The organism is Bacillus sp. UNC322MFChir4.1, from assembly GCF_000746135.1.
Lineage (GTDB): Bacteria > Bacillota > Bacilli > Bacillales > Bacillaceae_G > Bacillus_A.
In genome coordinates this window covers 193,794-216,084 of sequence record NZ_KN050811.1, presented here as the reverse complement: position 1 = coordinate 216,084, position 22,291 = coordinate 193,794, and the positions used below count along the sequence as shown (strand labels likewise).

Annotated in this window: 20 protein-coding genes; all 20 read right to left on the bottom strand. The window is 31.7% G+C overall.

The genetic code is table 11. The features are described from left to right. Positions 1 to 260 precede the first annotated feature (260 nt). Complete coding sequence (locus tag BR72_RS21745; protein ID WP_035436928.1) at positions 261 to 602, bottom strand: helix-turn-helix domain-containing protein; 342 nt, start codon at positions 600 to 602, stop codon at positions 261 to 263. Between the two features lie 869 nt (positions 603 to 1,471). Further along, complete coding sequence (locus tag BR72_RS21740) at positions 1,472 to 2,623, bottom strand: DegT/DnrJ/EryC1/StrS family aminotransferase (protein WP_035436926.1); 1,152 nt, start codon at positions 2,621 to 2,623, stop codon at positions 1,472 to 1,474. Positions 2,624 to 2,646: 23 nt separating this feature from the next. After that, positions 2,647 to 3,270: an acetyltransferase gene (locus BR72_RS21735; RefSeq protein ID WP_035436924.1), complete on the bottom strand. Its 624-nt coding sequence runs from the start codon at positions 3,268 to 3,270 to the stop codon at positions 2,647 to 2,649. A 20-nt stretch (positions 3,271 to 3,290) separates the two neighbouring features. After that, positions 3,291 to 3,881, bottom strand: a complete 591-nt coding sequence (locus BR72_RS21730; RefSeq protein WP_035436921.1) for a sugar transferase — start codon at positions 3,879 to 3,881, stop codon at positions 3,291 to 3,293. Between the two features lie 327 nt (positions 3,882 to 4,208). Further along, positions 4,209 to 4,361: a YwzD family small protein gene (locus BR72_RS26550; protein ID WP_156107972.1), complete on the bottom strand. Its 153-nt coding sequence runs from the start codon at positions 4,359 to 4,361 to the stop codon at positions 4,209 to 4,211. Between the two features lie 128 nt (positions 4,362 to 4,489). After that, positions 4,490 to 5,503: a UDP-glucose 4-epimerase GalE gene (galE, locus tag BR72_RS21725; protein ID WP_035436918.1), complete on the bottom strand. Its 1,014-nt coding sequence runs from the start codon at positions 5,501 to 5,503 to the stop codon at positions 4,490 to 4,492. Positions 5,504 to 5,688: 185 nt separating this feature from the next. Then, a complete protein-coding gene (locus BR72_RS21720) occupies positions 5,689 to 8,112 on the bottom strand; it encodes a right-handed parallel beta-helix repeat-containing protein (RefSeq protein ID WP_035436916.1) in 2,424 nt (807 codons plus the stop codon). 179 nt (positions 8,113 to 8,291) lie between these two features. Next, positions 8,292 to 9,839, bottom strand: a complete 1,548-nt coding sequence (locus tag BR72_RS21715; RefSeq protein WP_035436913.1) for a lipopolysaccharide biosynthesis protein — start codon at positions 9,837 to 9,839, stop codon at positions 8,292 to 8,294. Positions 9,840 to 9,842: 3 nt separating this feature from the next. After that, positions 9,843 to 10,724 carry a glycosyltransferase family A protein gene (locus BR72_RS21710; protein ID WP_035436910.1) on the bottom strand — a complete coding sequence of 294 codons (882 nt, stop codon included), beginning with the start codon at positions 10,722 to 10,724 and terminating at the stop codon, positions 9,843 to 9,845. 85 nt (positions 10,725 to 10,809) lie between these two features. After that, positions 10,810 to 11,886, bottom strand: coding sequence for an acyltransferase family protein (locus BR72_RS21705; RefSeq protein WP_035436907.1), 1,077 nt, complete (start codon positions 11,884 to 11,886; stop codon positions 10,810 to 10,812). Between the two features lie 105 nt (positions 11,887 to 11,991). Next, complete coding sequence (locus tag BR72_RS21700) at positions 11,992 to 13,173, bottom strand: glycoside hydrolase family 88 protein (RefSeq protein ID WP_035436905.1); 1,182 nt, start codon at positions 13,171 to 13,173, stop codon at positions 11,992 to 11,994. Between the two features lie 36 nt (positions 13,174 to 13,209). Next, a complete protein-coding gene (locus tag BR72_RS21695) occupies positions 13,210 to 13,770 on the bottom strand; it encodes an acyltransferase (protein ID WP_035436904.1) in 561 nt (186 codons plus the stop codon). Between the two features lie 14 nt (positions 13,771 to 13,784). Further along, on the bottom strand, positions 13,785 to 14,984 hold the full coding sequence (locus BR72_RS21690; protein ID WP_035436903.1) for a glycosyltransferase: 1,200 nt from the start codon (positions 14,982 to 14,984) through the stop codon (positions 13,785 to 13,787). Positions 14,985 to 14,996: 12 nt separating this feature from the next. Continuing rightward, entirely contained in the window at positions 14,997 to 16,187 is a 1,191-nt protein-coding gene (locus BR72_RS21685; protein ID WP_035436901.1) for a glycosyltransferase, read from the bottom strand. 12 nt (positions 16,188 to 16,199) lie between these two features. Then, positions 16,200 to 17,357, bottom strand: a complete 1,158-nt coding sequence (locus tag BR72_RS21680; RefSeq protein ID WP_035436898.1) for a polysaccharide pyruvyl transferase family protein — start codon at positions 17,355 to 17,357, stop codon at positions 16,200 to 16,202. 17 nt (positions 17,358 to 17,374) lie between these two features. Continuing rightward, positions 17,375 to 18,406, bottom strand: a complete 1,032-nt coding sequence (locus BR72_RS21675) for a glycosyltransferase (protein ID WP_035436896.1) — start codon at positions 18,404 to 18,406, stop codon at positions 17,375 to 17,377. Between the two features lie 70 nt (positions 18,407 to 18,476). Beyond that, complete coding sequence (locus BR72_RS21670; protein WP_035436893.1) at positions 18,477 to 19,679, bottom strand: glycosyltransferase; 1,203 nt, start codon at positions 19,677 to 19,679, stop codon at positions 18,477 to 18,479. Between the two features lie 91 nt (positions 19,680 to 19,770). Beyond that, positions 19,771 to 20,379 carry an acyltransferase gene (locus BR72_RS21665; RefSeq protein ID WP_035436891.1) on the bottom strand — a complete coding sequence of 203 codons (609 nt, stop codon included), beginning with the start codon at positions 20,377 to 20,379 and terminating at the stop codon, positions 19,771 to 19,773. After that, entirely contained in the window at positions 20,372 to 21,139 is a 768-nt protein-coding gene (locus BR72_RS21660; protein WP_035436888.1) for a glycosyltransferase family 32 protein, read from the bottom strand. The genes BR72_RS21665 and BR72_RS21660 overlap by 8 nt, the downstream gene beginning before the upstream one ends. Positions 21,140 to 21,211: 72 nt before the next feature. Next, the gene (locus tag BR72_RS21655) at positions 21,212 to 22,282 is read right to left on the bottom strand and encodes an EpsG family protein (protein WP_035436885.1); all 1,071 of its coding nucleotides are present in this window, start codon (positions 22,280 to 22,282) and stop codon (positions 21,212 to 21,214) included. Positions 22,283 to 22,291 lie beyond the last annotated feature (9 nt).

Below are 22,291 nucleotides of genomic sequence, written 5' to 3'. Positions count from 1 at the left end.
TTCATTTTTAGATGAAATAAAACATATTATATATAGTTATCTGAATGATGGAGGTGAAAAGATAATTAGAATGCCACTGTTAACATCGTTACATACGTTGTGCAAAACATATGTACACCAACAACAAGTTTGTGTAATCATGGGGGTATTCTTCATTTCTCTATAAAGTCAGCACATTAGAAAATGAAGAGACATTAATCTTTGTATGTACAATTTCTAAATGAAGCTACATTACTTAACATATTGCATACTTTCTCTGCCTAATTTACCCCTGAATTCTGCCATTTAATAAAATCGATTAATATTTTATAATCCCCGAGCTTTTCTTTATTAATCCCTGCCTTTTTTAATTCATAAACAAAATCAACCCACTCTTTTTCAATCTGCTGTATTGTTTCTGTATTTGCATTCATTTCGAGTAATGTATTAAGATCTGCTTCTAATACTAATCCTATCTTTTCTAGCACCTGGATAGACGGATTCTGATTTATACTTCTTTCAATATTGCTTAAATAAGATTTTGAAATTCCAGCCTTCTCTGCTAATTCGGATAAAGTAAGTCCCCTTTTCTTTCGAATTTGATAAATATTTCTCCCAATCATCCGTTTACAGTCCCCCTTTATAAATGTTTCTTAGCCCTATTTTCTGCATCATATAATTCTCTATACAGGAAACGATAGAAATTCATTGTGACTTTATAACATGCAGATCATGTTGTTCTTCCTAGTTTTAACTAAGTATGTGACAGAAACAGGCCCTCCGATTTTATACATGGTCAGATGCTACCTCTCCCTTAAAAGAAACTTTCATGTTCATTTATCAATTAGTATTTATATATTCCTTACAATATCATTAAATCATAATAATCGAAATGTTTAAAGGTTAGTAATACAAAAAATTTACATATTATTCATTTCTTTGCACCTATACCATTTAATGAGGAGGTGCGATTCAGCACTATGTTTTCACTTTTAATACGTTCATATAAAAAGTGAAAGAGAATTTTCCATATAGTTATGTATACTTATAACTATATTCTCTATAGGGATTGCCTTGATATTCAATTAAAAGAAAAGTTCTATAAAAAATGTACATACCATAAAAAATAAAGTGAAACTTTAATCAGTGGGGGCTTTCTTCATCCCCCACTGATTATTAGTTGAACCAATCGGGCGCATGCCAGCAGTTTATCTCCCGCCTAACTTCTTCAGAAAAACGGAAGCGGCTCGCTCAGAATCGCAGGACGTTGGAGCACCCGACAGGGAGGCGCTTTTTGCCTCGTCCGAGGGGGCGAAACGACCGGAGATTCTAGTCGCTAGAGCTGGGCAACGCTTTTACTGAATTTTGAGGCGGGAGTATTACTGCCCACGAATAGCGGGATAAATCCATCTACTTCTTATCATATTTAAGCTTCTATCAAGTAAAAAAAGCCTTCTGAATTTACACATTTCATTCAGAAGACTCTTTCATTTTATAAAATATTTTTAATGCATTGAATAACCTTTTGTTGATCCGTCTCTGTCATGTTTGAACTAGAAGGAAGGCATATACCTGTTTTAAATAATTGTTCAGACACATTGTGATTTTCACTATGAGAATAATATTTCACTCCTTCAAAAACCGGTTGCATATGAAGGGGCTTCCACACAGGACGAGATTCGATATTCTCTTCGGCTAGTGCCTCCAATAACGTTTGAATAGATATCCCTGTTTCTTTTTCATCAATCGTTAAAGTTGTGAGCCAACGATTTGAATGAGTATTTTCTAATTCAGGCATAAAAGAAAATCCTTGTATATTAAATAATTCTTGGTAATATCGTTCAAATATTAATCTTCTAGCCTTCACTCTATCTTCTAACACCTCTAATTGAGCTCTTCCAATGCCAGCTAATATATTACTCATTCGATAATTATATCCCATCTCGCTATGCTGATAATGAGGTGCTACATCCCTTGCTTGAGTTGCAAAAAATCGCGCTTTCTCTAGCGCCTGGGCGTCATCAGAAATAAGCATTCCTCCACCAGAGGTTGTAATAATTTTGTTTCCATTAAATGAATAAATACCAAATTTTCCAAATGTACCACTAGCTTTTCCTTTATATGTAGAACCTAAAGATTCTGCTGCATCCTCAATAATAGGAACATTATATCGATTTGCTAGAGAACAGATTTCATCCATTTTTGCACTCTGTCCATATAAGTTAACTGTGATAATAGCTTTTGGCATTTTGTCTTCTTTTTGAGCATCAATTAACGCACGTTCTAAGGCCTGTGGCGACATATTCCATGTTTCTGGCTCTGAATCGATAAAGATTGGTTCTGCCCCTACGTAAACAATTGGATTAGCACTTGCTATGAAAGTAAGACTTGAGCAAAATACTTTATCTCCTTTTTGAACCCCTAATAACCGAAGAGCTAAATGAATAGCTGCAGTACCAGAACTAACTGCCGCTGCATCTTTCACTCCAACAAATGATGCGAGTTCTTTTTCAAAAGCGTCTACGTTTGGACCAAGAGGAGCAATCCAGTTTGTATCAAATGCATCTTGAATATATTTTTGTTCGTTACCACTCATGTGTGGAGTAGAGAGATAGATTCGTTTTTTCTGCTGTGTTATTACCATTTTTTTCACTCCTATTAGTTCAATTACTTTATTACTTTGGCAGGAATTCCAACGGCTGTACAATTAGAGGGAATGTCCTCTATAACAACCGCTCCCGCTCCAATAACCGACCATTCCCCAATTTTAACACTTGGAATTAAAGTAGCCGCTGCCCCTATATGTGTCCCTTCTCCGATAGTGACAGAGCCTGTAAGTGTGGCATGTGGAGAAATATGGACAAAATCACCTAGTACATTGTCATGTTCAACAACAGAACCCGTATTGATAATAGCATGATTACCAATTTGGGTATCAGCATTAATCACTGCCTGAGGCATAACAACTGTACCGTTTCCTATCTTAGCATTCGGACTTATAACGGCTGTTTTATGTATTAACGTGACATAATAATTGTCAGGAAGGTCCAATTTTTCGGAAATTTTTTTTCTAACTTTATTATTTCCTATTGCAATAACAAATTTTGCTTGATTAATTTTGTTAATCATTTCATATGCACTTGAAATCGGGCCGCAAAAAATATGATCTACTATAGTTAAATCTTTATATTGATCATCTAAATATCCAACGATTTCAAATCCCTTGTTTGACAAAATAATATCCTTTATAACTTTACTGTGACCACCTTGTCCAATCATTATAATTTTCATTTGTTATCTTCTCTCACAGTCTAATTCATCCCTCTAAAACGTTCTATTGTTACATGACCATCCTGATTTATTCCTTCTGATTTAAACACTTTTATTATTGTAAGAAATAATATTTTCATATCAAATAAAAAAGATTGATTATTTACATACCATACATCTAATTTAAATTTTTCTTCCCAGGTAATTGCGTTCCTCCCATTCACTTGTGCCCAGCCAGTAATTCCAGGTTTTACATCATGTCTTTTAGCTTGTTCACTAGTATATAAAGGTAAGTATTCCATTAACAATGGTCTCGGTCCTACTAAACTTATATCACCTTTCACAACATTTATTAATTGTGGCAATTCATCTAAACTATATTTCCTAAGAAACTTCCCAAAAGTAGTTAATCTCACTTGATCAGACAAGAGCTTCCCCTTATCATCTCTTTCATCAGTCATTGTGCGAAATTTGTAAACATGAAACGGTTTGCCATATAGTCCTGGACGTTGTTGTTTAAATATGATAGGTGATCCTAACTTCAATCTAACCAAAACGGCTACTACAAGAACGACAAAGGATAAGCATAATAACAAAAACAAAGAAATCAATAAATCAAAAGTTCGCTTCATTAATAATCATACTCCTATCCAAGATTTTTGCGAGCACCTTTTCACAGATCAATAGTATGAAAGGCTTTCGTTATATATAAACCTTTTTGATTTTTCAACATATAAATTGCCGCTATGCAGAAAAATAGAACCTATACTCATTTTCTCTCTTTTGTTTCAATTTGAATGTATCAGAAAAAGTGCTGATCACATCTACACATGACCAGATTCTATTTCATTTAAAAGAACGGTTTTATGTCAATTTTCAATTCGTATTTATATAAATTTCATTTCACAATAAATCTTAGAATCAATTTTTTATCTCTATTTATTTTTTAGATTTATAAATTATTTTGATGTATTCATAATCGAAATAAGGTATTGTTTAATTTCTTCTATTAAACGTTTTACTTCCACATTGTTTGACTCTTCACCTTTCATGTATATATACATGAGTATCTCTTTAAATTGCTGCTCAGTTATTCTTTCAGAAATGTTCATGTTTAAACCCTCTTTCGATAAATCTGTTTCCATATACAAATTCTTGCTATTTTAATTGAAATTTGTATTATTTTCTACTCTATTACCAAAAAATTTTTACTCACTTACATCCCTTTTAATATATAATTTTATTCCTCATAACCATTTGGATTATTAAATTGCCATCTCCATGAATCTTCACACATTTCTTCAATCCCTCTATTAGCACACCATCCTAACTCTAATTTAGCTTTTGCTGCATTCGCATAACAAATAGCTACATCACCCGGACGACGATCTGCAATTTTATAAGGAATTTTCCTACCGGATGCTTTTTCAAACGCAGTGGCCATCTCCAATACACTATAACCACATCCTGTTCCCAAATTATATGCTTCTACCCCTTGAGATTTCGATATCTTTTCAAGTGCTTTTAAATGTCCCATCGCAAGATCTGCAACATGTATATAATCCCTCACAGCTGTACCATCTTGTGTTGAATAGTCATTCCCGAAAACACTTAATTGACTTAGCTTTCCAACGGCCACTTGCGTAATATACGGAATAAGATTATTTGGAATGCCTTTTGGATCCTCTCCAATTCGCCCGCTTTTATGTGCTCCAATTGGATTGAAATAACGTAAAAGAGCAATGCTCCATTCATGATCAGACACATACAGATCATGTAATATTTCTTCAATTATTTGTTTTGTGCGCCCATAAGGATTCGTTGCCTTAAGTGAAAAATCCTCGGAAATCGGTACTTGTTCTACCATTCCATATACTGTTGCTGAAGAACTAAAGACCATATTCTTTACACCATGCTTTTTCATGACTTCACATAGTACAAGAGTGCCTGTAATATTATTATGATAATACCAAAGTGGTAACGTAACTGACTCTCCTACCGCCTTTAATCCTGCAAAATGAATAACCGCATCAATCTGATTTTCACCAAAAATGCGATCTAACCTCTCTTTATCTAATATATCTGCTTGATAAAATGTGAAATCTTTTCCTGTAATTTCACGAACACGTTTTAAAGCTTCTGGTTTACTATTTGAAAAATTGTCAACTACAATTATCTCATACCCCGCATTTAATAATTCTACACACGTATGAGTTCCGATATACCCTGCTCCGCCTGTTACTAAAATTTTCATATATTTTTCCTCCTTGTTATCAATATCCTTCTCCATACATTTTTTATTGAAAAGTGTTTAACTTTTACATTAGGTATAAAAAAACATCCCAGTTCGTTGTTGTATAATAACGAATTGAGATGATTTTTTAGTTTTGTTTCTTACTGACTAAACAAGCGATCTAAAACAATACATAAAATCTACAATTAATTAATAACCGTATTATCTACCAACCTAGTACTTGTATTTATATCAGTAGATACATTGTTAAATACACACCGTGCTATCGTTACCGCTTTGTCCTTCGTTAACCACCGCAAGCTAACTACTGTGTCTTCTAAATAACTATGTGCAATAACGGTAACTGTAGAACTATCTGATTTCTTGATAATTGAGTTTAAAAATGTACTGCGATTATTTACAACGTTTCCTTCAAAATTTATGCCCACGTTTTGAAATAAGCAGTTGTCGGCATTTATTTTCCTCGTATATTGGACATTATTAGAACCAAGTGATATATCTCCACCCATTCGACTAGTTTTTGCTCTTAAGAACTTGCCGTTACTTAAATTACAACATTCTATATCTGCAGCACCTTCTATCAAAGTTAATCCTTCTACTGTGATAGGTCGTCCGGCATAATTAGCAGGTGGCTTGATGTTAATGTCATAGTTCTTGACGATAATGTTCTTAAGAACCCCTCCTGTCAAAAGTACTGAGAAGTTTTGTGCTACAGTATTATCGCTTCGCCACTCTCTTTCAATAGTAATATCTGAGATATAGCATCTGCCATAATCATATCTACTTATATTGAATCCCACTTTTCCTGCATCTGTTATCGCTACTGATGGTCCATTTAATGTTTCAGACACTTGAAAACTCGTCGGTGTTACATTTACCGTATAATACAGCTTATCTACACTAATCCCAGTGGGAACTTTTCCAACCCATTGTTCGAAACATATCTTTGCACCATTTCCCATTCCATGCGGTGAACTATAAGTAAATGTCCTAGTAGTGACATTTATAGCAGGAGTTCCAAAGTAGCCATAAATACTCGAAGCGGAAAATGAGCCATTCTTTATTTGACAATTTGTAACGACCGCTCCCCTAATATCTTGTAACTTTATATTTCCGTTATTACAAACTATTCCATCGACAAAGTTATCTCCTTTAACAGTGAGTTCACATCCAATAAAAGTGTTATTGAGATATTTAATATACCAGTTATTCTGATATGAACTCACCCCACCAACATTAGAACCTTCAAATATGTTATTTTCTATAACTACATGAATACCATCAACGTTTACAAAATGCCCACGCGCATTGTTATAAATGTAATTATTATAAATATAAATTCTAGTGTTCAATTCAAGTCCTGATTGATTTAGTTCAGGTCGCCATGTTGGTATATTACTTTCAGACCACAAAGACTCAATATCTATGCCAAACATTGGGGCAGTTCCATCCACTGTAACGCCATCATCAGCCTTACCAATAAGGTAGATTTTGTTATCAAAAATGTAGGTATCATTTGAACTACCAAGAGTAATACCTTGTCTTCTGCAGTTGTGGATATCGCAGTTATGAATGTAAATATGCGATCCCATTTGTTCTTGCGTATAGTCAGCTGGATTCGATTTATATTCTAACCAGCCTGTGGAAACGGCATCGCCAGTACAATCACTTATTTCTACATGATCGATTTCAACTTGACTTGAACCTTTTATTTCTATCCCTTGTCCCCACTCATGTGTATAGTTCTGACTATCAACTTTTGCACTAATTTTTGCAATTTGAGCATCACTCATAGGTGATGATGTGATATCAATAACAAATATCATCTTATTGGCATCTTCTATCGGAGCAAACCAACCTCTTCCTGTTGGAGAAGTTGGAGCAAATTGTCCGTTTGTTCTGACTCCGACTAACGTACTAGTTGAAATGGTATCTTTATATTGATAAAAACTATATCCCGTTGCAATTACTTCAGGAATAGACCATAATCTAAAAGATTTTAGTAGTCCTGGATTTTCATACCGATCTACTATCTCACTACGGATAAAGTTCGGATTATTATTTAATGACCCGTCAGAGTTTACACCTCCCCTAACAAACTTTACACCTATTTGATATATATGCTCCTTTTTGTCTCCGACTATTTTCCCACCAGAAATCCTAACATTTTTATTGCCTTTAACGTCAAATATTCTATACCAGGGGGATGAGTTCGCTTCTAGCTGTAATACGCATCCATCAGCCATTTCAAAATGCATATTACTTTGCATAACAATACACGAAAATGATGTACTATCAATCTTTAACTTATATGTGCCAGATGGTAATATAACATGATTATACCCTTGAGACTTTGCCCAAATTACTGCTTGATTTATACCTAGTGTAGTAGAAACAGAATTCGTCCCATCATTTTTAATACTCCATCTATCTAGTTCTATTACATATACAACACTTGTGGCATTATCTGCGCTTGAAATTGAAAGCTTTTTAGGAATCCACTTTGATTTAACATCATCATAAGTTAATACATCACCATGGGCAGGAGACATATTTGTTAAATCAACATCACTCATATCCCCAAGATTAGCGTTTAAATAACTTGTCATATATTTACACCCTTTCTCTTTTATATATTATGCTTCTAGAGACTAAATAGATTGGGTGTATGAGTTATAATAAAAAAGGAAAAAACCATTTTATGAATTTTCCCTTTTCAACAAATTTATTAAACTAAAAAATCCTCTCTGAATATGTTCATCATTTTAACCTGTAATTGTCACTATAGTTAATATGAGATTCCTTTTCCTAATTTAAAACGCTTCAATAACTTGCCCACAATACTTTTAAAAACACCTGACAAATACTTAAACTCATCTGTCTTACGAAAAATAAGCACATACATTATATTGGGCACTATTAGACAAACAATGCCTTTTAAAACTAAACCTAACCAACCATCTAACGCTATAAAGTTACTTATAAATTTCGTTATTAGATAGGTCACTATACATAAAACTACATAATACGAGTACGTTTTATAATAATTAATAATAGGTTTGTCAAACACTTTTTTATACACTAAATAAGGAGTAACCCAGAATGGAACAGTTAATACACTAATAAGTGTTCCTATAAAAACCCCTACTATACCTATATACTGAACTAAAATAATAGATATAATAAGGTTCACAGCAGCTTGAAACAAGGGAGCGTATCTATCCTCTTGAAAAATTCCTGCTGTAGTCTTCACTGTGGTTATCGCATTTCTCATTCCTCTTTCATAGAAGATCGCTATTAATACATATAATATCCCTTCACTCATTAAGAATTTTGGACCTATCCATAAAGTAATAAAGGGCTCTATAGTAATACACAACAGTATGCTGAAAAACGAATATAACCAAAAATTGAGGAATGTATAGACTTTATAAATACTATAAATTTTTTCTACACTCTCTTTTGCGACTAAATTTCCTACACTATGATAAATATTATTAAACACCTGATAGGTAAAGGTTCTACAAATCTCAATTAACATATTGTAGTTGGAATATAGTCCAACCGCTGCTACACTCACAAACGATGAAATGATAATATTATCTGTTCCTAATACTAGGTAATTCCCTATATTTTGTAGAACAATCGCTTTTACATTTTTTACAATACTATTTTTCGTTTCGCTATCTAGTTTACTAGTCACTTTTTCTTTTAGAAATGGATACAATTTACTTACTATAACTGCTAGAAGGATACTTGTAGTTATGGTAATAATACTATCTATAATTAGATAAAGAATGTAATTTTTTGTAAAATGCAATACTCCTATCTTAAGACTAGTGGATATAATGGAGGATACAGAATATACCCCTGTTACAACATACCCTTTCTGACAAACACTTAAAAACGAACTTCTATGTGAGTACAAATACGGTGCAACTGTATTCAGTAAAAATATTGCATAAATGAGATGAATATTTTCAACATTCGAATTTTTAACGAAATAACCTAGAAAAGGCATTAATGCGAGCCCTAGCAACAATACTATTAAGGCAATTACCAAGTATGCATTTCGATACAAGCGCATAAGCATATTTATTTTCTTCTGATCATTCTCGGCTACTGGTTTGTAAAGACTGTACATTATACTAGAACCTATTCCTGCCTCTGCTAAAGACAGCATAGAAAGTATATTAGTAAGTAATCCATTTATTCCTAGGTACTCGACTCCTAAACTATTAATGAACACAGTTCTTGAAATAAAGCTTAATGCCGTAATAATGATCTGATTACCAAGACCAGCAGATATATTAATTATCGAACTTTTTACTCTCATATTTTAAAACCTACTCATTATGATTTTCTTACATTTAACTAAGAATATAGAAAAGATTAAAGTAACAGGTTGAATCTCTAAGTATTCTGCAGCCTGCCTCAATTTAAAATTAGATTTTACAAAATCATAGTATAAATTATAATAAGATAATCTGCCTTTTAAGTTACATTCATAAAACTTAATTTGTTGTTTTATATAATACGCTGTACCTTTAGGACTTTTAGCAAATATCTCTTTCATATTATTCGTTAAGCCATCCTCGAGATAATCGCATATATAAATAGTTTTATTAAACCACCTTATTTTATATCCATCATGGGCCATTTTCTCCCACACTGTAGCCTCTGATATAAATTTCTCTCCTTCAAATTCATGAAACTTATATTTTCTAAGTATGTTCGTATAAAAGACTTCTGCTTTATCACCGGTTATATTATATTTTGTACGTTCAAGTGAAGTTGCATCCAAATAATCACCTTCAAATGTTGTTCCTAAAAACTCATTCGCTTGCTTTCCTCGATTACCAGATACACCACAAAATAGTTCTTTATTTTCCAAGTTTCGTTCCCAATTGTCTATACTTTCTAATGCATCTTTTGTAAGATAATCATCAGAATCTACAATGAAAAACAATTCTCCTTCTGCTAAGTCAGTAGCTTTATTAATCGCTCTATGTTTTCCACCATTTTCAATTTTATAATACCTTATGGGGAATGGATTTTTCTCTACTGTCCACAGTCTAAATAACTCTTCCGTGTTGTCACTTGAGCCATCATCAATAACTAACCATTCAAACTCCGTATATGTTTGTTCTTGTAATGATCTGTACAATTTTTCTATAATATAGCCTCTGTTGTATGCTGGAGTGAATACTGTTATTCTCATTTAACCCTCCCATTTTTACTGATCATAATTTTTTCTTTTCATCTATTTACAATAATGATTGAAAAATAAGCCCTTAGTTAAGGACTTATTTTGATAAAGGTACTTGTATTTTATGCGTTTGTTTTCGGAAACCAAAACGAATTTTCTTACGTAATGGCTCTTCGTAAAATTGATAAATGATTGAACTGAATAATAAAGAAATTATTAAACAAATCAAAAAGTTATACGTATTTGCTAAATGAAGAAAATTTAAATATCGAATCACTAATTGATGGATCATATAGAATGAGAAACTAATTTCACCCAAATAAACAAAAAACCTTTGTGATAATATTTTTGAAATCATACCACCTTGAAATGCAAAGATGAAAATTAACAAACACCATAATGGAACAAAATACACACCGCGAACGATTCCTACACCTAAGTTTACCGAATACAATAATAAGACTATGAATAACAATAAACATAGTAGTTCTAAAACGGTGAATATAGTCTTGTTTAAATGTACTTTGTTGGCTTTTTCAATATAAATTAATCCTAAAAGCACCCCTGTTGAAAATTCGAAAAACCTAACTACCGGAAAGATATGTAGTAACCAAATGTAAAATGAATTATCTACATCTAAATAATTATTTAATAGAAATAACACGCCCCACACTATCCAAAATATCAATACAGATTTAACTATATTTTTGTTAACTTTAAGTTTTGTAAATATCCATAGCAGAAAAGGAAACATAACATAAAAGAACGCTTCAACTGATAGCGTCCATGAAACACCATTAAAATTAAAATAAGTACCTTGACTTGGAAAAAAACTTTGTAACAATAGCAAATTGATAATTGACATAAAAGTAAGTTTTACAAAATATAAACCATTGGGGTGAAAGTATAAAATAACCAACGGCACAGAGAGCAAAAACGTCAATATATGAACCGGATATACTCTTGAAAATCTTGCTTTATAAAACTTTTTGATATTGTTTTTATTGATTTCTATAAACTTAGAATGGTAGTTATAGGCTAATATAAAGCCAGATAAAACAAAGAAAAACTGAACACCCGCTGAACCTAATTGGTACTGGCTGAACACCTGCATATGGAATAAGAACACCATTAATGCAGCAATAAATCTAAATGAGGTTAAAGAATTTAACAAATAAATTCCTCCTTTTTTCATTCTCCAAAAACAATTTATTTGAATTCTCTAACGAGCCATTACCTTTGTTAATTGGATATTTCTTATACAAATATAAGTAAAAGCTTATCTCTTACCTACATATAAATTGATTAATCTCATACAAAACCCTTGCGTAAACGGCAGTATATTAAACAACATCGAATATACTCCTATGTCTTTTGTGTCTCCTTGTGAAAAGTCAACTGCTCCGTTTCTCCTTGTAACTTTCATCAAATGATTTATAGCTTTATCTGTACCATTTAAACATTCTTTCGAAATCTCATCTATTTTTGAAGCGTTTAGCAGAAACCAGCCTAATGTAGCTGTAGCAGACGAATCCGGCCTACATTCATTCCTTGTTACAGTCCAATTCCAGCTTCCATTCTCTTGTTGAAAGTTCAAAGCAGCTTTTGCAAATTTCTTTACACTTTCCTCTAAAACAATTTTATATTGATTATCTTGCGGTAATTCACTCCATGCATCTATAAGGCCTATAGCAAACCACCCAAGACCTCTTCCCCATCCATATAATCCAAGAGGAACTTTATTCTCTATTTTATATACATGACTCGGGATATAATGCTTGTCTAACATTCCATACTGCTCATACTCTTTAATTTGCTTTACTGCTAAATCCACGCACTCTTTTTTATTATATTTAATGCCGTAAGCCACTAAAAATGGACATATAAAGCCGATAGTATCTACATACCTATAACTTTTCATATACTTTCTATACTCTACTGATCCATCTTCACCTATATGCTCTTTTATCATTTCCCAAACAGAGTCCAATGCTTTCTTATACTTATCGGTCTCTATAAAATCTACCTTCATAATAGAATATGCTAGTATAGCCCCATCTACATACTTTGGTTCTTCTATCCATTGACCATTACTATCAAATTTTGCATTCAAAAATTTCACAACTGCTTTTTTTACTTCCTGATCATCATGATTTTTTAAGTACTCAGATAGTCCTAAAACTAATGATGCTTCTTGCCAATGTTGTATCGTACTTTTTGTATAGTTTTTCTTTAGCATATCTATTACGACTAATCTTGTATTATCTGTTACTTTTATTTTTGGTACATGTAATAAAAATTTAGACCCTTTATTCGTGATAGCTTTATTCCATAAAGACTTATCATCGTATCTTCCCATATGAATTCTTAGTACCCAGTCTTTTAATAAAGGTACTAAGTCTATAGCCATCGTTATTAAAAGAATAATAATTATCGTGTAACACAAAATTTGAAATATCATCTCTATAAAGCCCTTTCAATATAGAAATAGTTTAGTTTACTTAACATATCCTATAGTATTCTTCAACTCTTCAGCCATCTTATTACCCATGTCTAGCGTTATATTACCACCTATTGTCCAATCATTATCATATACATGAGCAGTTTCCATATTTAATCTGTGCTTGTTTATATAATCTTCAGTTTTCCCGATTATTCTTGCTGGATTACCGCCAACTATAGACCCTTCAGGTACCGATTTAGTTACGATACTACCTGCAGCTACAATAGCATTCTTCCCTATTGTCACTCCGGGCATAATTAAGGCCCTTGCTCCTATAAATGCATTGTTTTCTATTTTTATTTTTGCTATTTTTGTATAATCTAAATACCGTTTCGTACTAGCGTCATGTGCAAGAAGATATACTTGTGGTGCAAACGTAACGTTATCACCAATTTCTATTAACCAGCAATGTGCATAATCGATTGTGCTCCCAGCTAACCCGGAACAATTTTTCCCTACCTTCATACCTCGTTGCAAACATGCTTCTACTGTTAGCTCTTCACGGGATAGCATTCCTAATCTTATCATTAACGACTTTTTTATTCGATTAAACATTGTTACCCCCATAATTATATTTTACTATTTATTAATTTGTACAAATTACCAATTTCATCTTCTGTTCCTAATTCCTCTTCTGTAAGACTATTAATAAACTTCCTTCTCAACATTTCATCATTTATTAATTTTTCAAGATGATCAGCTACTGAGATAGAATCCATTTCTGCAATCAATCCATCAATATGATTTTTTATATGATTATCAGCTGTTTCGAAATTAGTAATTACTATTGGTTTTGCCAATATTTTCGCTTCATCTATAGAAATTGATTTGCCTTCATATCTCGAGGTTTGTATATATATATCTGATTGTCTTATATAAGGATATGGATTTTCTTTTAAACCTAATAGTATTATTCTTTCTTCTAACTTTCTTTCTTTTATACTTCTTTCCAATTCTTTTCTTACATTACCTTCTCCAATTAAATACCACTTAATATCGTACCCTTTTTTAACAAGCCTATCGACTGCCTCTAAGGAAATATCTAATCCCTTTTCTTTCGCCAATCTGCCTACAGAAATTAATGATATACTTTTGTCACCTTCTGTTTTAAACTCTACCTGCTCTAATGACATTTTCCTTATCATTTTTGAAGAAACTATATTGTGTATACATACAAATTTTTCTTCATATTCAGGAAAGTTACTTTTTAGAATATTCACTAATTCTTCCGATACAGTAACGATGTAATCTAATTGACCGAAATAAACTTTCTCTTTTCTAAAATCAATGCCTAACTTATTATAATCTGTATGTATCCATCCAATTTTTCTGTTTGCTTTTACCTTATCAACACAAAAATATATAGGGTTTTTTTCTTGAAACCCTATAACTGCATCGTACTCTTTATTAATTTCGTCTATCGATCTCGACATGTATTTCCATACTTTTTGTTCGATGATAGCTCCATTATTTTCTGTTTTAGCTAAATATCCTAATACCATTCTATAAAAAGATGTTTTAAAATCTCTTTTTTTAATTAACTCCATTAATGATTTTTTTATAGGCATATCAAAATATTTATAGTTCATAGGCCCCTGTAGTAAACGAACTTCTTTTGGTAGCTTATTTATAAATATTCCTTCATGTTTAAATAAAAACAAATCGACATTGTATAAAGAATAATCTATCGTTTCTAACAAGGATATTAGCGATTTCTCAGCCCCACCACATGTTAAATTATTCATTACAAATAATAATTTTTTTTTCATGAATGCCACCCACTAAAAAGTCTCATACAGCTTATTTATTTCTCCTTCTGTTCCTAATTTCAATTGGGATAAGTTATATTCTAATTGTTCTCTTAAGCCTCTATCTTTTACAAGCTTTTCAACCCCATTTGCAACAGCATCTGCATCCATATCTACAATTAGGCCGTCTATGCCATCATTTATCTGATCTTTTGCTGTACTAAAATTAGTTACAATTATAGGTTTGTTTAATATTTTTGCTTCATCTATTGCGATAGACTTTCCTTCAAATCTAGATGTTTGTATATATATATCGGCTTGCTTTATATATGGATATGGATTGGACTTTAAGCCTAATAAACGAAAAGTTCCTTCTAATTTATTTTCTTTAATTAAATTAGTTAGTTTCTCCCTCTCTTCTCCTTCACCGATAATATTCCATTTTATGTTATATCCTCTGTCTATTAGTTTTTTACAAGATTCTATAGCCAACTCAAAACCTTTCTGATAATGTAATCTTCCTATAGAAAGAAGTACAATTTCATTTTCCTTCCTATCATACACATCAGTGTTACTTTGATTTGCCATTTTATTTATCATTGTCGGTGAAACGATATTATATATAACCCCTACTTTATTCTTTTGGCTTGGGAACCTATTCTTCAATGTATTTGCGCATTCTTCCGAAACAGTAACGATATGGTCTAATTTTTTAAAATAATCAATATCAAAATTTGGATCCATACCTAATTTGTCATAATCAATATGAACCCATCCTATTTTTTTAAAAGCATATACTTTATCTACACAAAAATATGTAGAAGTTTTTTCTAAAAATCCGATTGCAACATCATATGTTTTAGGGATATTATCCAAGGATTTAGAAAAATATTTCCAGTTATATTGTTCTCTTATTGATATATTTCTAGCATTTCTATTTCTTATAGAGAACATAACTCGGTTATATGCTAGTGTCATTTTACCTTTTACAATAAGCTGCTTAACAGATTTAAATAATGGTAAAGTAAATAAGTGATAAGTTTCTGGAAGTGATAGAATTTGTACCTCTTTTGGTACAAATTCCATAAACATTCCATCATGTTTTAATAAAAACAAATCAACATTATATAAATTGTAATCTATTTGAGATAATAAATTCACTAAACTCTTTTCTCCACCAGCAGCTGTTAAGCTAGGTATAACAAATAACAAATTCTTTTTCATTGATACACCTCACTAAACTAGTTCAGTTAAATATTCTACTGCTTTATACGACATCTTCTTTATATTAGGGATAGATTTCTGTAATGTTTGTCTCAATTGTATTTCTTCGCTTACCATTTCATCAAATTTAGCCTTTAATTTCTCACTGCTTGATATCTCTTCTAACCCTAAAACTAATTTTTCTTCTCCAAATATATCTTTCGATATTCCTTTTGACTTTATGCTATACCCTAACACCATAGTCGGAACACAATTTGAATAAGCTGCTATAGTCGCATGTGTTCTAGCTCCTATGAAGAATCTCATTCTAGCAATATATCCCTTATATTGTATTGCATTTAAATCATTTGGAAGTATGATTACTCGCCCAGTATTTTTGAATTCCTCATAATATTTATATAAAACTTCATAATCGTTATTTCCATCCATTATTACATGAGGTGTAAGAGCAATTGTTGAATCTGTAGTATTTAATATATGATTTATTAATTCTCTCACTGCAGCTTGGGAATCTTTATTTCTCTCCCATACAAGTGGGCTAAAGTTTAATCCAACTGTATTTCCTTCTTGCCATCCCTTAGGAAGGTCTAGTTCCTCTTTGGCCATAGTAAATGCCGGATCAGCACATAATTTAACATTATTGAGCCCCTTACTTTTTAACATATTATAAGTAAGGCTTTCACGAGCTAGTATTGCATCAAACAACTTTAAGTCTTCTAATTTTTTCTCAGACATGTCCTCTTCACCGATAGAACATCCCCATAAAACTAATTTTTTCCCTTGTGCCTTTACTCTTCTATCTATCTCATACAATGCGGGCTGCTCTCCATAACAATAGTTGTCCCCACCTATAGATAAGCATACATCTACATCTTTTATACGTTTAATAATGTTATTTTCCATTTTAGCTAATGCATAAGATTCATCATTCAAAAACTTTACTTTAAGTAAAGCCATCCACCAATCATAAGAATACTTCTTTATACTACTGCTAGAACCTTCATATATTTCATCCAATTGGGGAATTATCTTGTCCGTTTCTGGTTTACTTGATACTAAGTACACTTTTGTATCATCTATTTTTTCTTTTATAATATTCGTAGAAGAACGAACGATTGCTTCGCATCCTCTATTTAAACTGCCTCCATGGGCAAACATCATAATTTTCATTTTAAACTCTCCCAATATTATTTACTTCGAAATCTACTGTAAGCAACTGCACAATATAGTCCGATTGTTAACTTTTTTCTCATCATGTTTATTACAGCTTTTTCATATCTTCCTAATTCACTGTAATTTTCGCTACAATAAACAGGTAATGCCTCTTGTACATGTTTATTTCGAATCATATTTTTTACATATCTATACCTCGTACTAAAACTTACCTTTTTAGATGGAGTAAAATAAATATATATATAAGACATTACACTGTTTATAAATTTTATTGATTTTAGCTGATGGGCCCTTACTTTGTCGACCTTATCAGTATATGTTTGTGGCAAGTCCATGTTATACACTTCCATAGCCCTCTTAAAATAATCTTTTTCTACTATATTTCTAGTAGCACTACCAGTTACCTCTCTATAATGGTATCCAGCATAATTTATATATTTCATACTAGTTGCATTACTAAAGAATTCGATATTAAACATACCGTCTTCTCCTAACGCAACTTTCTCTGGAAATTTCACATCATTTTCATTTATTATTTTGGTTTTATAAATTTTATTCACAGCAGTATTTAAATGATCTGTCTTAAGAAAATAAGGCAATAGCTCTTGATCTATATATTCTTTTTTAAGAACAGTATCTACTGGAAATGGATATTTTATTGCTACCTTATGTCCGTCCATTTCGCCGTTAATATTTGATATAACTACGTCACAATCAACTTGCTTTGCAGAGTTATATAATATTTCATACATATCTCTCTCTATGTAATCATCAGCATCAACAAATCCAACATATTCCCCAGTCGCTACACTCAATCCTTTATTCCTTGCAATACTTACACCCTGATTTTCTTGATTTATAAGTATTATTCTACGATCTAGTTCTTTATAACTCTCAATAACTTCGCTACTATTGTCCGTCGAACCATCATTAATAAATATAAATTCACATTGCTCTAGTGTTTGATTTAAAAGTGATTCCACACACTGTGTAATATATTTTCCTGCATTATAAACCGGTATTATTACACTTACTTTTATGCTCATGCCTAAATCCCGCCTCTACCAGGAAACCCTGCATTATAATAACCAATTATTATCTCCTAAATAATTTGTTTTAGGTTTCTATAATTTTATATAATTTATTTAACTCATAGCTATTACTATAATCTCTACCTTTTAGATGATGAATCAATGTATTTCTGAGCTTATCATCTTTATATAGAGTTTCAATTCCTTTAACTAATCCCTCAATACTTGAATCACATGTTATACCTTCTACTCCATCTTCCAACTGACTACCTGCAGTAGGATAATTCGTAATCAATATAGGTTTCTCAAGTATTTTAGCCTCTGTAACCGTAACTGCTTTTCCCTCGTATCTAGACGGCTGCACGTATAAATCGCATGCTTTCATATATGGATATGGATTGGCTTGCTTGCCTAATAGTATAAAACTATCTTCTAAATTATTCTTTTCTATAAGTTCTTTAAGAGTAGTTTCATCTGAGCCATATCCTATCACATACCACTTTATATTATTAAATCCTTTGTCATGCAAAATTTTAAGTGCTTTTATAGCACGATCAAACCCTTTTGCGTAGGACAATCTTCCAACCGATACGATATTAAAAGTGCAATTATCTTCCTTATTAAAATCTACAACATTATCAGCCATTTTCCGAATAAACTCTGGTGAAGTAATATTTTCTATAAGCAAGATTTTCTCTTTCAGTGATGGGTATACAGTCAAGAACGTTTTTGTACATTCATCCGATATAGATGCAATATAGTCATACTTATTCCACATAGCAAGATCTATTTCATTATCAATTTCTAGCGTACTGTAATCTGTATGGATCCAAGCTACTTTTTTATCAGCATTTACATTATCAGCTAAAATATCGTGTGGCCATGCATAACTAATTGCAAAGTCATACTTTTTTTTCTGTTTAGGCAAGAAATGTGATACATATTTTGAAACAAGCTGCATCTGAATGTATCCTGATCCTTCTTTAAATTGCTTTTGTTTTGATTTCCTGCCTGCGATATACTTGCTTACTATTCTTATAAATGGTGCTAAAAAATAGCCTTCTTGTATGCATTGTCTAATAGATTTTCTAAATACAGTGTATTTACCTATTTGCGGTAACACATTAACCTTATTAGGAATTAAATGTATGAAATCTCCTGTGTGATTTAATATAAGTAAATCTACGTTATATTTGTCATAGTCAAAGGTCTCTAACATATTAATTAGGCTTCTTTCCGCACCGCCGATTTCCATATCATAAATAGAAATTAAAATATTCTTTTTCATGTAATTCCCCGCGTTCATATTTTGTTCTTGATTTAAGTGAAATCATTATACATTATGAAAGTATATAGACGACACTTTCACATGAACCGCTTCAACTAGTGCGATTGATACATACGTTTTCTCGTTTATTTACAAACAGCGTATTTGAAGGAATATCTCCTTTTACAACACTGCCAGCGGCTATCACAGTATTATCGCCAATAAACGTATCTCTCAATATAACTACATTAGAACCAATCCAAACATTCTCTCCTATCTTTACTTCACCCTTTATTAAATGACTATCTTCAATGTTCTTATAATTATGATCATGGTCATTAATACTTACATTAGGAGCTATCTTTGTGTTTTTTCCAATTGATATTTTATTGATACAATTAATGTTACAGTTATCATTAATAAATACTTTCTCGCCTATATTTAGTACCCCATTAAAATCAATACGAATACTCGTATTTCTTCTGACAAACACAAATTTTCCAATATTGATTTTTGAATGCTTATTAAAAATCTCTATCCTACTTTTTGTTTGAAGTGCAAAGATTGAGCAATTTATATTACGGAAGTATATTAACTTATAGAAAGCGCCTCTTAATACACCGATTAAATGTGAAATATTCATCAACACTGCAAAATATAACCCTCTGTTACGACTTTCTGTAACTAGCGTCTGGAATATTTTTTTAAATATATTAATCATGCATTTTCTCCTTAAAAACTTCTTTTCGCCCCGCACGTTGCCTTAACTTAGCAATATTATCTCCACCTATAATTTTTGCTAAAATTAATTTTATTTTACCCTTCACCCGCGCTTTAGCTGGTAACCAACTCTTATGAAAATGATGCATGGCATATGTATTTTCCGTTATAAATTTTCTACAATTAATATAGTCATATGGTGAAAAATATGTTTGTGGATAGAAGGTTCCTATCCCTTCTATTTCCTGATACTCTCCATCTGTTTTTAAACCTAAATTTTTTAATATCTCTGTCACAATAGCCACATTCGTCAAATCATCGTAAGTACCATCCTCTTTAATGAAACCCTTTTCTTCGTATGAATCTAGGAATGTTTTTATAAGCTTATTTCCTTTAGCCGCTCCTATTGTGCTTGTAGCTATGTAATTTTCTTGTTCAAATCCCCAAAATGAATCATGATGCAATAGATTATTAAAAGATTTAAATACTTCCACATCAGTATCCAAATAAATACCGCCATAATAATATAAAGCATGTACTCTAACATAATCACTTACAAATGCAAACTTACCAGATTTGTATGCCTCTGTTACATATGAATTACAGCTTATATCAAAATTATCTTCATTCCATTCTATTATTTCATAGTCTGGGAGATTCTTTTTCCAACTCTCTATACATCTTTTGACAATATCAGGTTTTTCATTTCCTCCAAACCAGCAATAATGTATAGTCCTGGGTATTTTTTCAAGTTTTTTCACTTTAAAGCCTCCTCTTTAAAGTAGGAAGTCCCCTTTTTATGCTATATTCGTTATACTTATTCGAATATAGTTCTAAAGTTTTATAAAGTCACTTCCATATCCAACGCCTGCAAGGCTTACTACACATTCATAGTAGTAATACATAATATAGAATAATAAAATACCATAATAAATAAGCTTTTGATCTTTTTCCCTAAATAATTTTACAACCCAAGAAATTAATATAAGTTGATACAATCCAAAATAAATAGAAAATCTAGCAAATATCCAGTTTTGTGTTGAAATAATCATAAAGACAAGCCCTAATATAGACATATTTACAACAGCATCACTTTGAGGAAACAACTCTCTTAATCTATCTTTTCCTAAGTAAGCGAGAATAATTGGTACGGCATAAACAATAACCCTAAGTATATTTGCACCGCCCTCAGAAAAGTTTTTGTACTCACTATATTGACTATTTTCTATAACCGCAAATAAAGCATCCATAAATTGATTAAATCCTATTACGATAAGTACCGCACAAACGAGAAGAATATACGTTTGCTTTGACCAGGCTTCTTTCCTAACTATAAAATAAATAGGAATGAGGATAAGCGCAGTCTGATGTACAGTTGATGCAAGTAGGATAATTAAAATATACTTTTTCCAATTACCTTCAAATATATATTTTGTTGCAGCAAATACAATTGCAGCTGCTAAAAATTGCCTTATTCCATTCATTGAAGTTAAAAACATACCACCTGTTATATAGACATATAAACTTAACTCAAGCATTCTTGCATGTTTATATAAAACAAGCACGATTAATAAGTTTGTAATTAATGCTGTTACAAAAATCAGAAGTTGCGGATCATGGGAAAAATTTTGTAAAAACATTTGATAAATATTAAATCCAAGATCCTTTTCCGACTTAATAGTTTCCCAGCTAAAATTGAGGGTGGCATATGAATGCATATAGGCAAAAGTATCTCCAATATTATTACGGAGGCCAGATACTAATATTAAAGTTGTCATGGCACAAAATGTTAAAAATTTATTTGGTTTGATAAAAGATCCTCTCATAATAACCGGTTTAGAAAAATACCTTGCAAAAAAAGAAAAGAAATAAACTAAAGCAAGATTCAACCATAATTCAGTCATTACCAATCA

Bases quoted from the DNA above. Each gene is read 5' to 3' on its own strand.
- BR72_RS21695 (WP_035436904.1), bottom strand. From the start codon at position 13,770: ATGTTTAATCGAATAAAAAAGTCGTTAATGATAAGATTAGGAATGCTA.
- BR72_RS21740 (WP_035436926.1), bottom strand. From the start codon at position 2,623: ATGGTAATAACACAGCAGAAAAAACGAATCTATCTCTCTACTCCACAC.
- BR72_RS21690 (WP_035436903.1), bottom strand. From the start codon at position 14,984: ATGAAAAAAAAATTATTATTTGTAATGAATAATTTAACATGTGGTGGG.
- BR72_RS26550 (WP_156107972.1), bottom strand. From the start codon at position 4,361: ATGAACATTTCTGAAAGAATAACTGAGCAGCAATTTAAAGAGATACTC.
- BR72_RS21680 (WP_035436898.1), bottom strand. From the start codon at position 17,357: ATGAAAATTATGATGTTTGCCCATGGAGGCAGTTTAAATAGAGGATGC.
- BR72_RS21745 (WP_035436928.1), bottom strand. From the start codon at position 602: ATGATTGGGAGAAATATTTATCAAATTCGAAAGAAAAGGGGACTTACT.
- BR72_RS21720 (WP_035436916.1), bottom strand. From the start codon at position 8,112: ATGACAAGTTATTTAAACGCTAATCTTGGGGATATGAGTGATGTTGAT.
- galE (WP_035436918.1), bottom strand. From the start codon at position 5,503: ATGAAAATTTTAGTAACAGGCGGAGCAGGGTATATCGGAACTCATACG.
- BR72_RS21685 (WP_035436901.1), bottom strand. From the start codon at position 16,187: ATGAAAAAGAATTTGTTATTTGTTATACCTAGCTTAACAGCTGCTGGT.
- BR72_RS21730 (WP_035436921.1), bottom strand. From the start codon at position 3,881: ATGAAGCGAACTTTTGATTTATTGATTTCTTTGTTTTTGTTATTATGC.
- BR72_RS21715 (WP_035436913.1), bottom strand. From the start codon at position 9,839: ATGAGAGTAAAAAGTTCGATAATTAATATATCTGCTGGTCTTGGTAAT.
- BR72_RS21665 (WP_035436891.1), bottom strand. From the start codon at position 20,379: ATGATTAATATATTTAAAAAAATATTCCAGACGCTAGTTACAGAAAGT.
- BR72_RS21670 (WP_035436893.1), bottom strand. From the start codon at position 19,679: ATGAAAAAGAATATTTTAATTTCTATTTATGATATGGAAATCGGCGGT.
- BR72_RS21735 (WP_035436924.1), bottom strand. From the start codon at position 3,270: ATGAAAATTATAATGATTGGACAAGGTGGTCACAGTAAAGTTATAAAG.
- BR72_RS21710 (WP_035436910.1), bottom strand. From the start codon at position 10,724: ATGAGAATAACAGTATTCACTCCAGCATACAACAGAGGCTATATTATA.
- BR72_RS21700 (WP_035436905.1), bottom strand. From the start codon at position 13,173: ATGATATTTCAAATTTTGTGTTACACGATAATTATTATTCTTTTAATA.
- BR72_RS21675 (WP_035436896.1), bottom strand. From the start codon at position 18,406: ATGAGCATAAAAGTAAGTGTAATAATACCGGTTTATAATGCAGGAAAA.
- BR72_RS21655 (WP_035436885.1), bottom strand. From the start codon at position 22,282: ATGACTGAATTATGGTTGAATCTTGCTTTAGTTTATTTCTTTTCTTTT.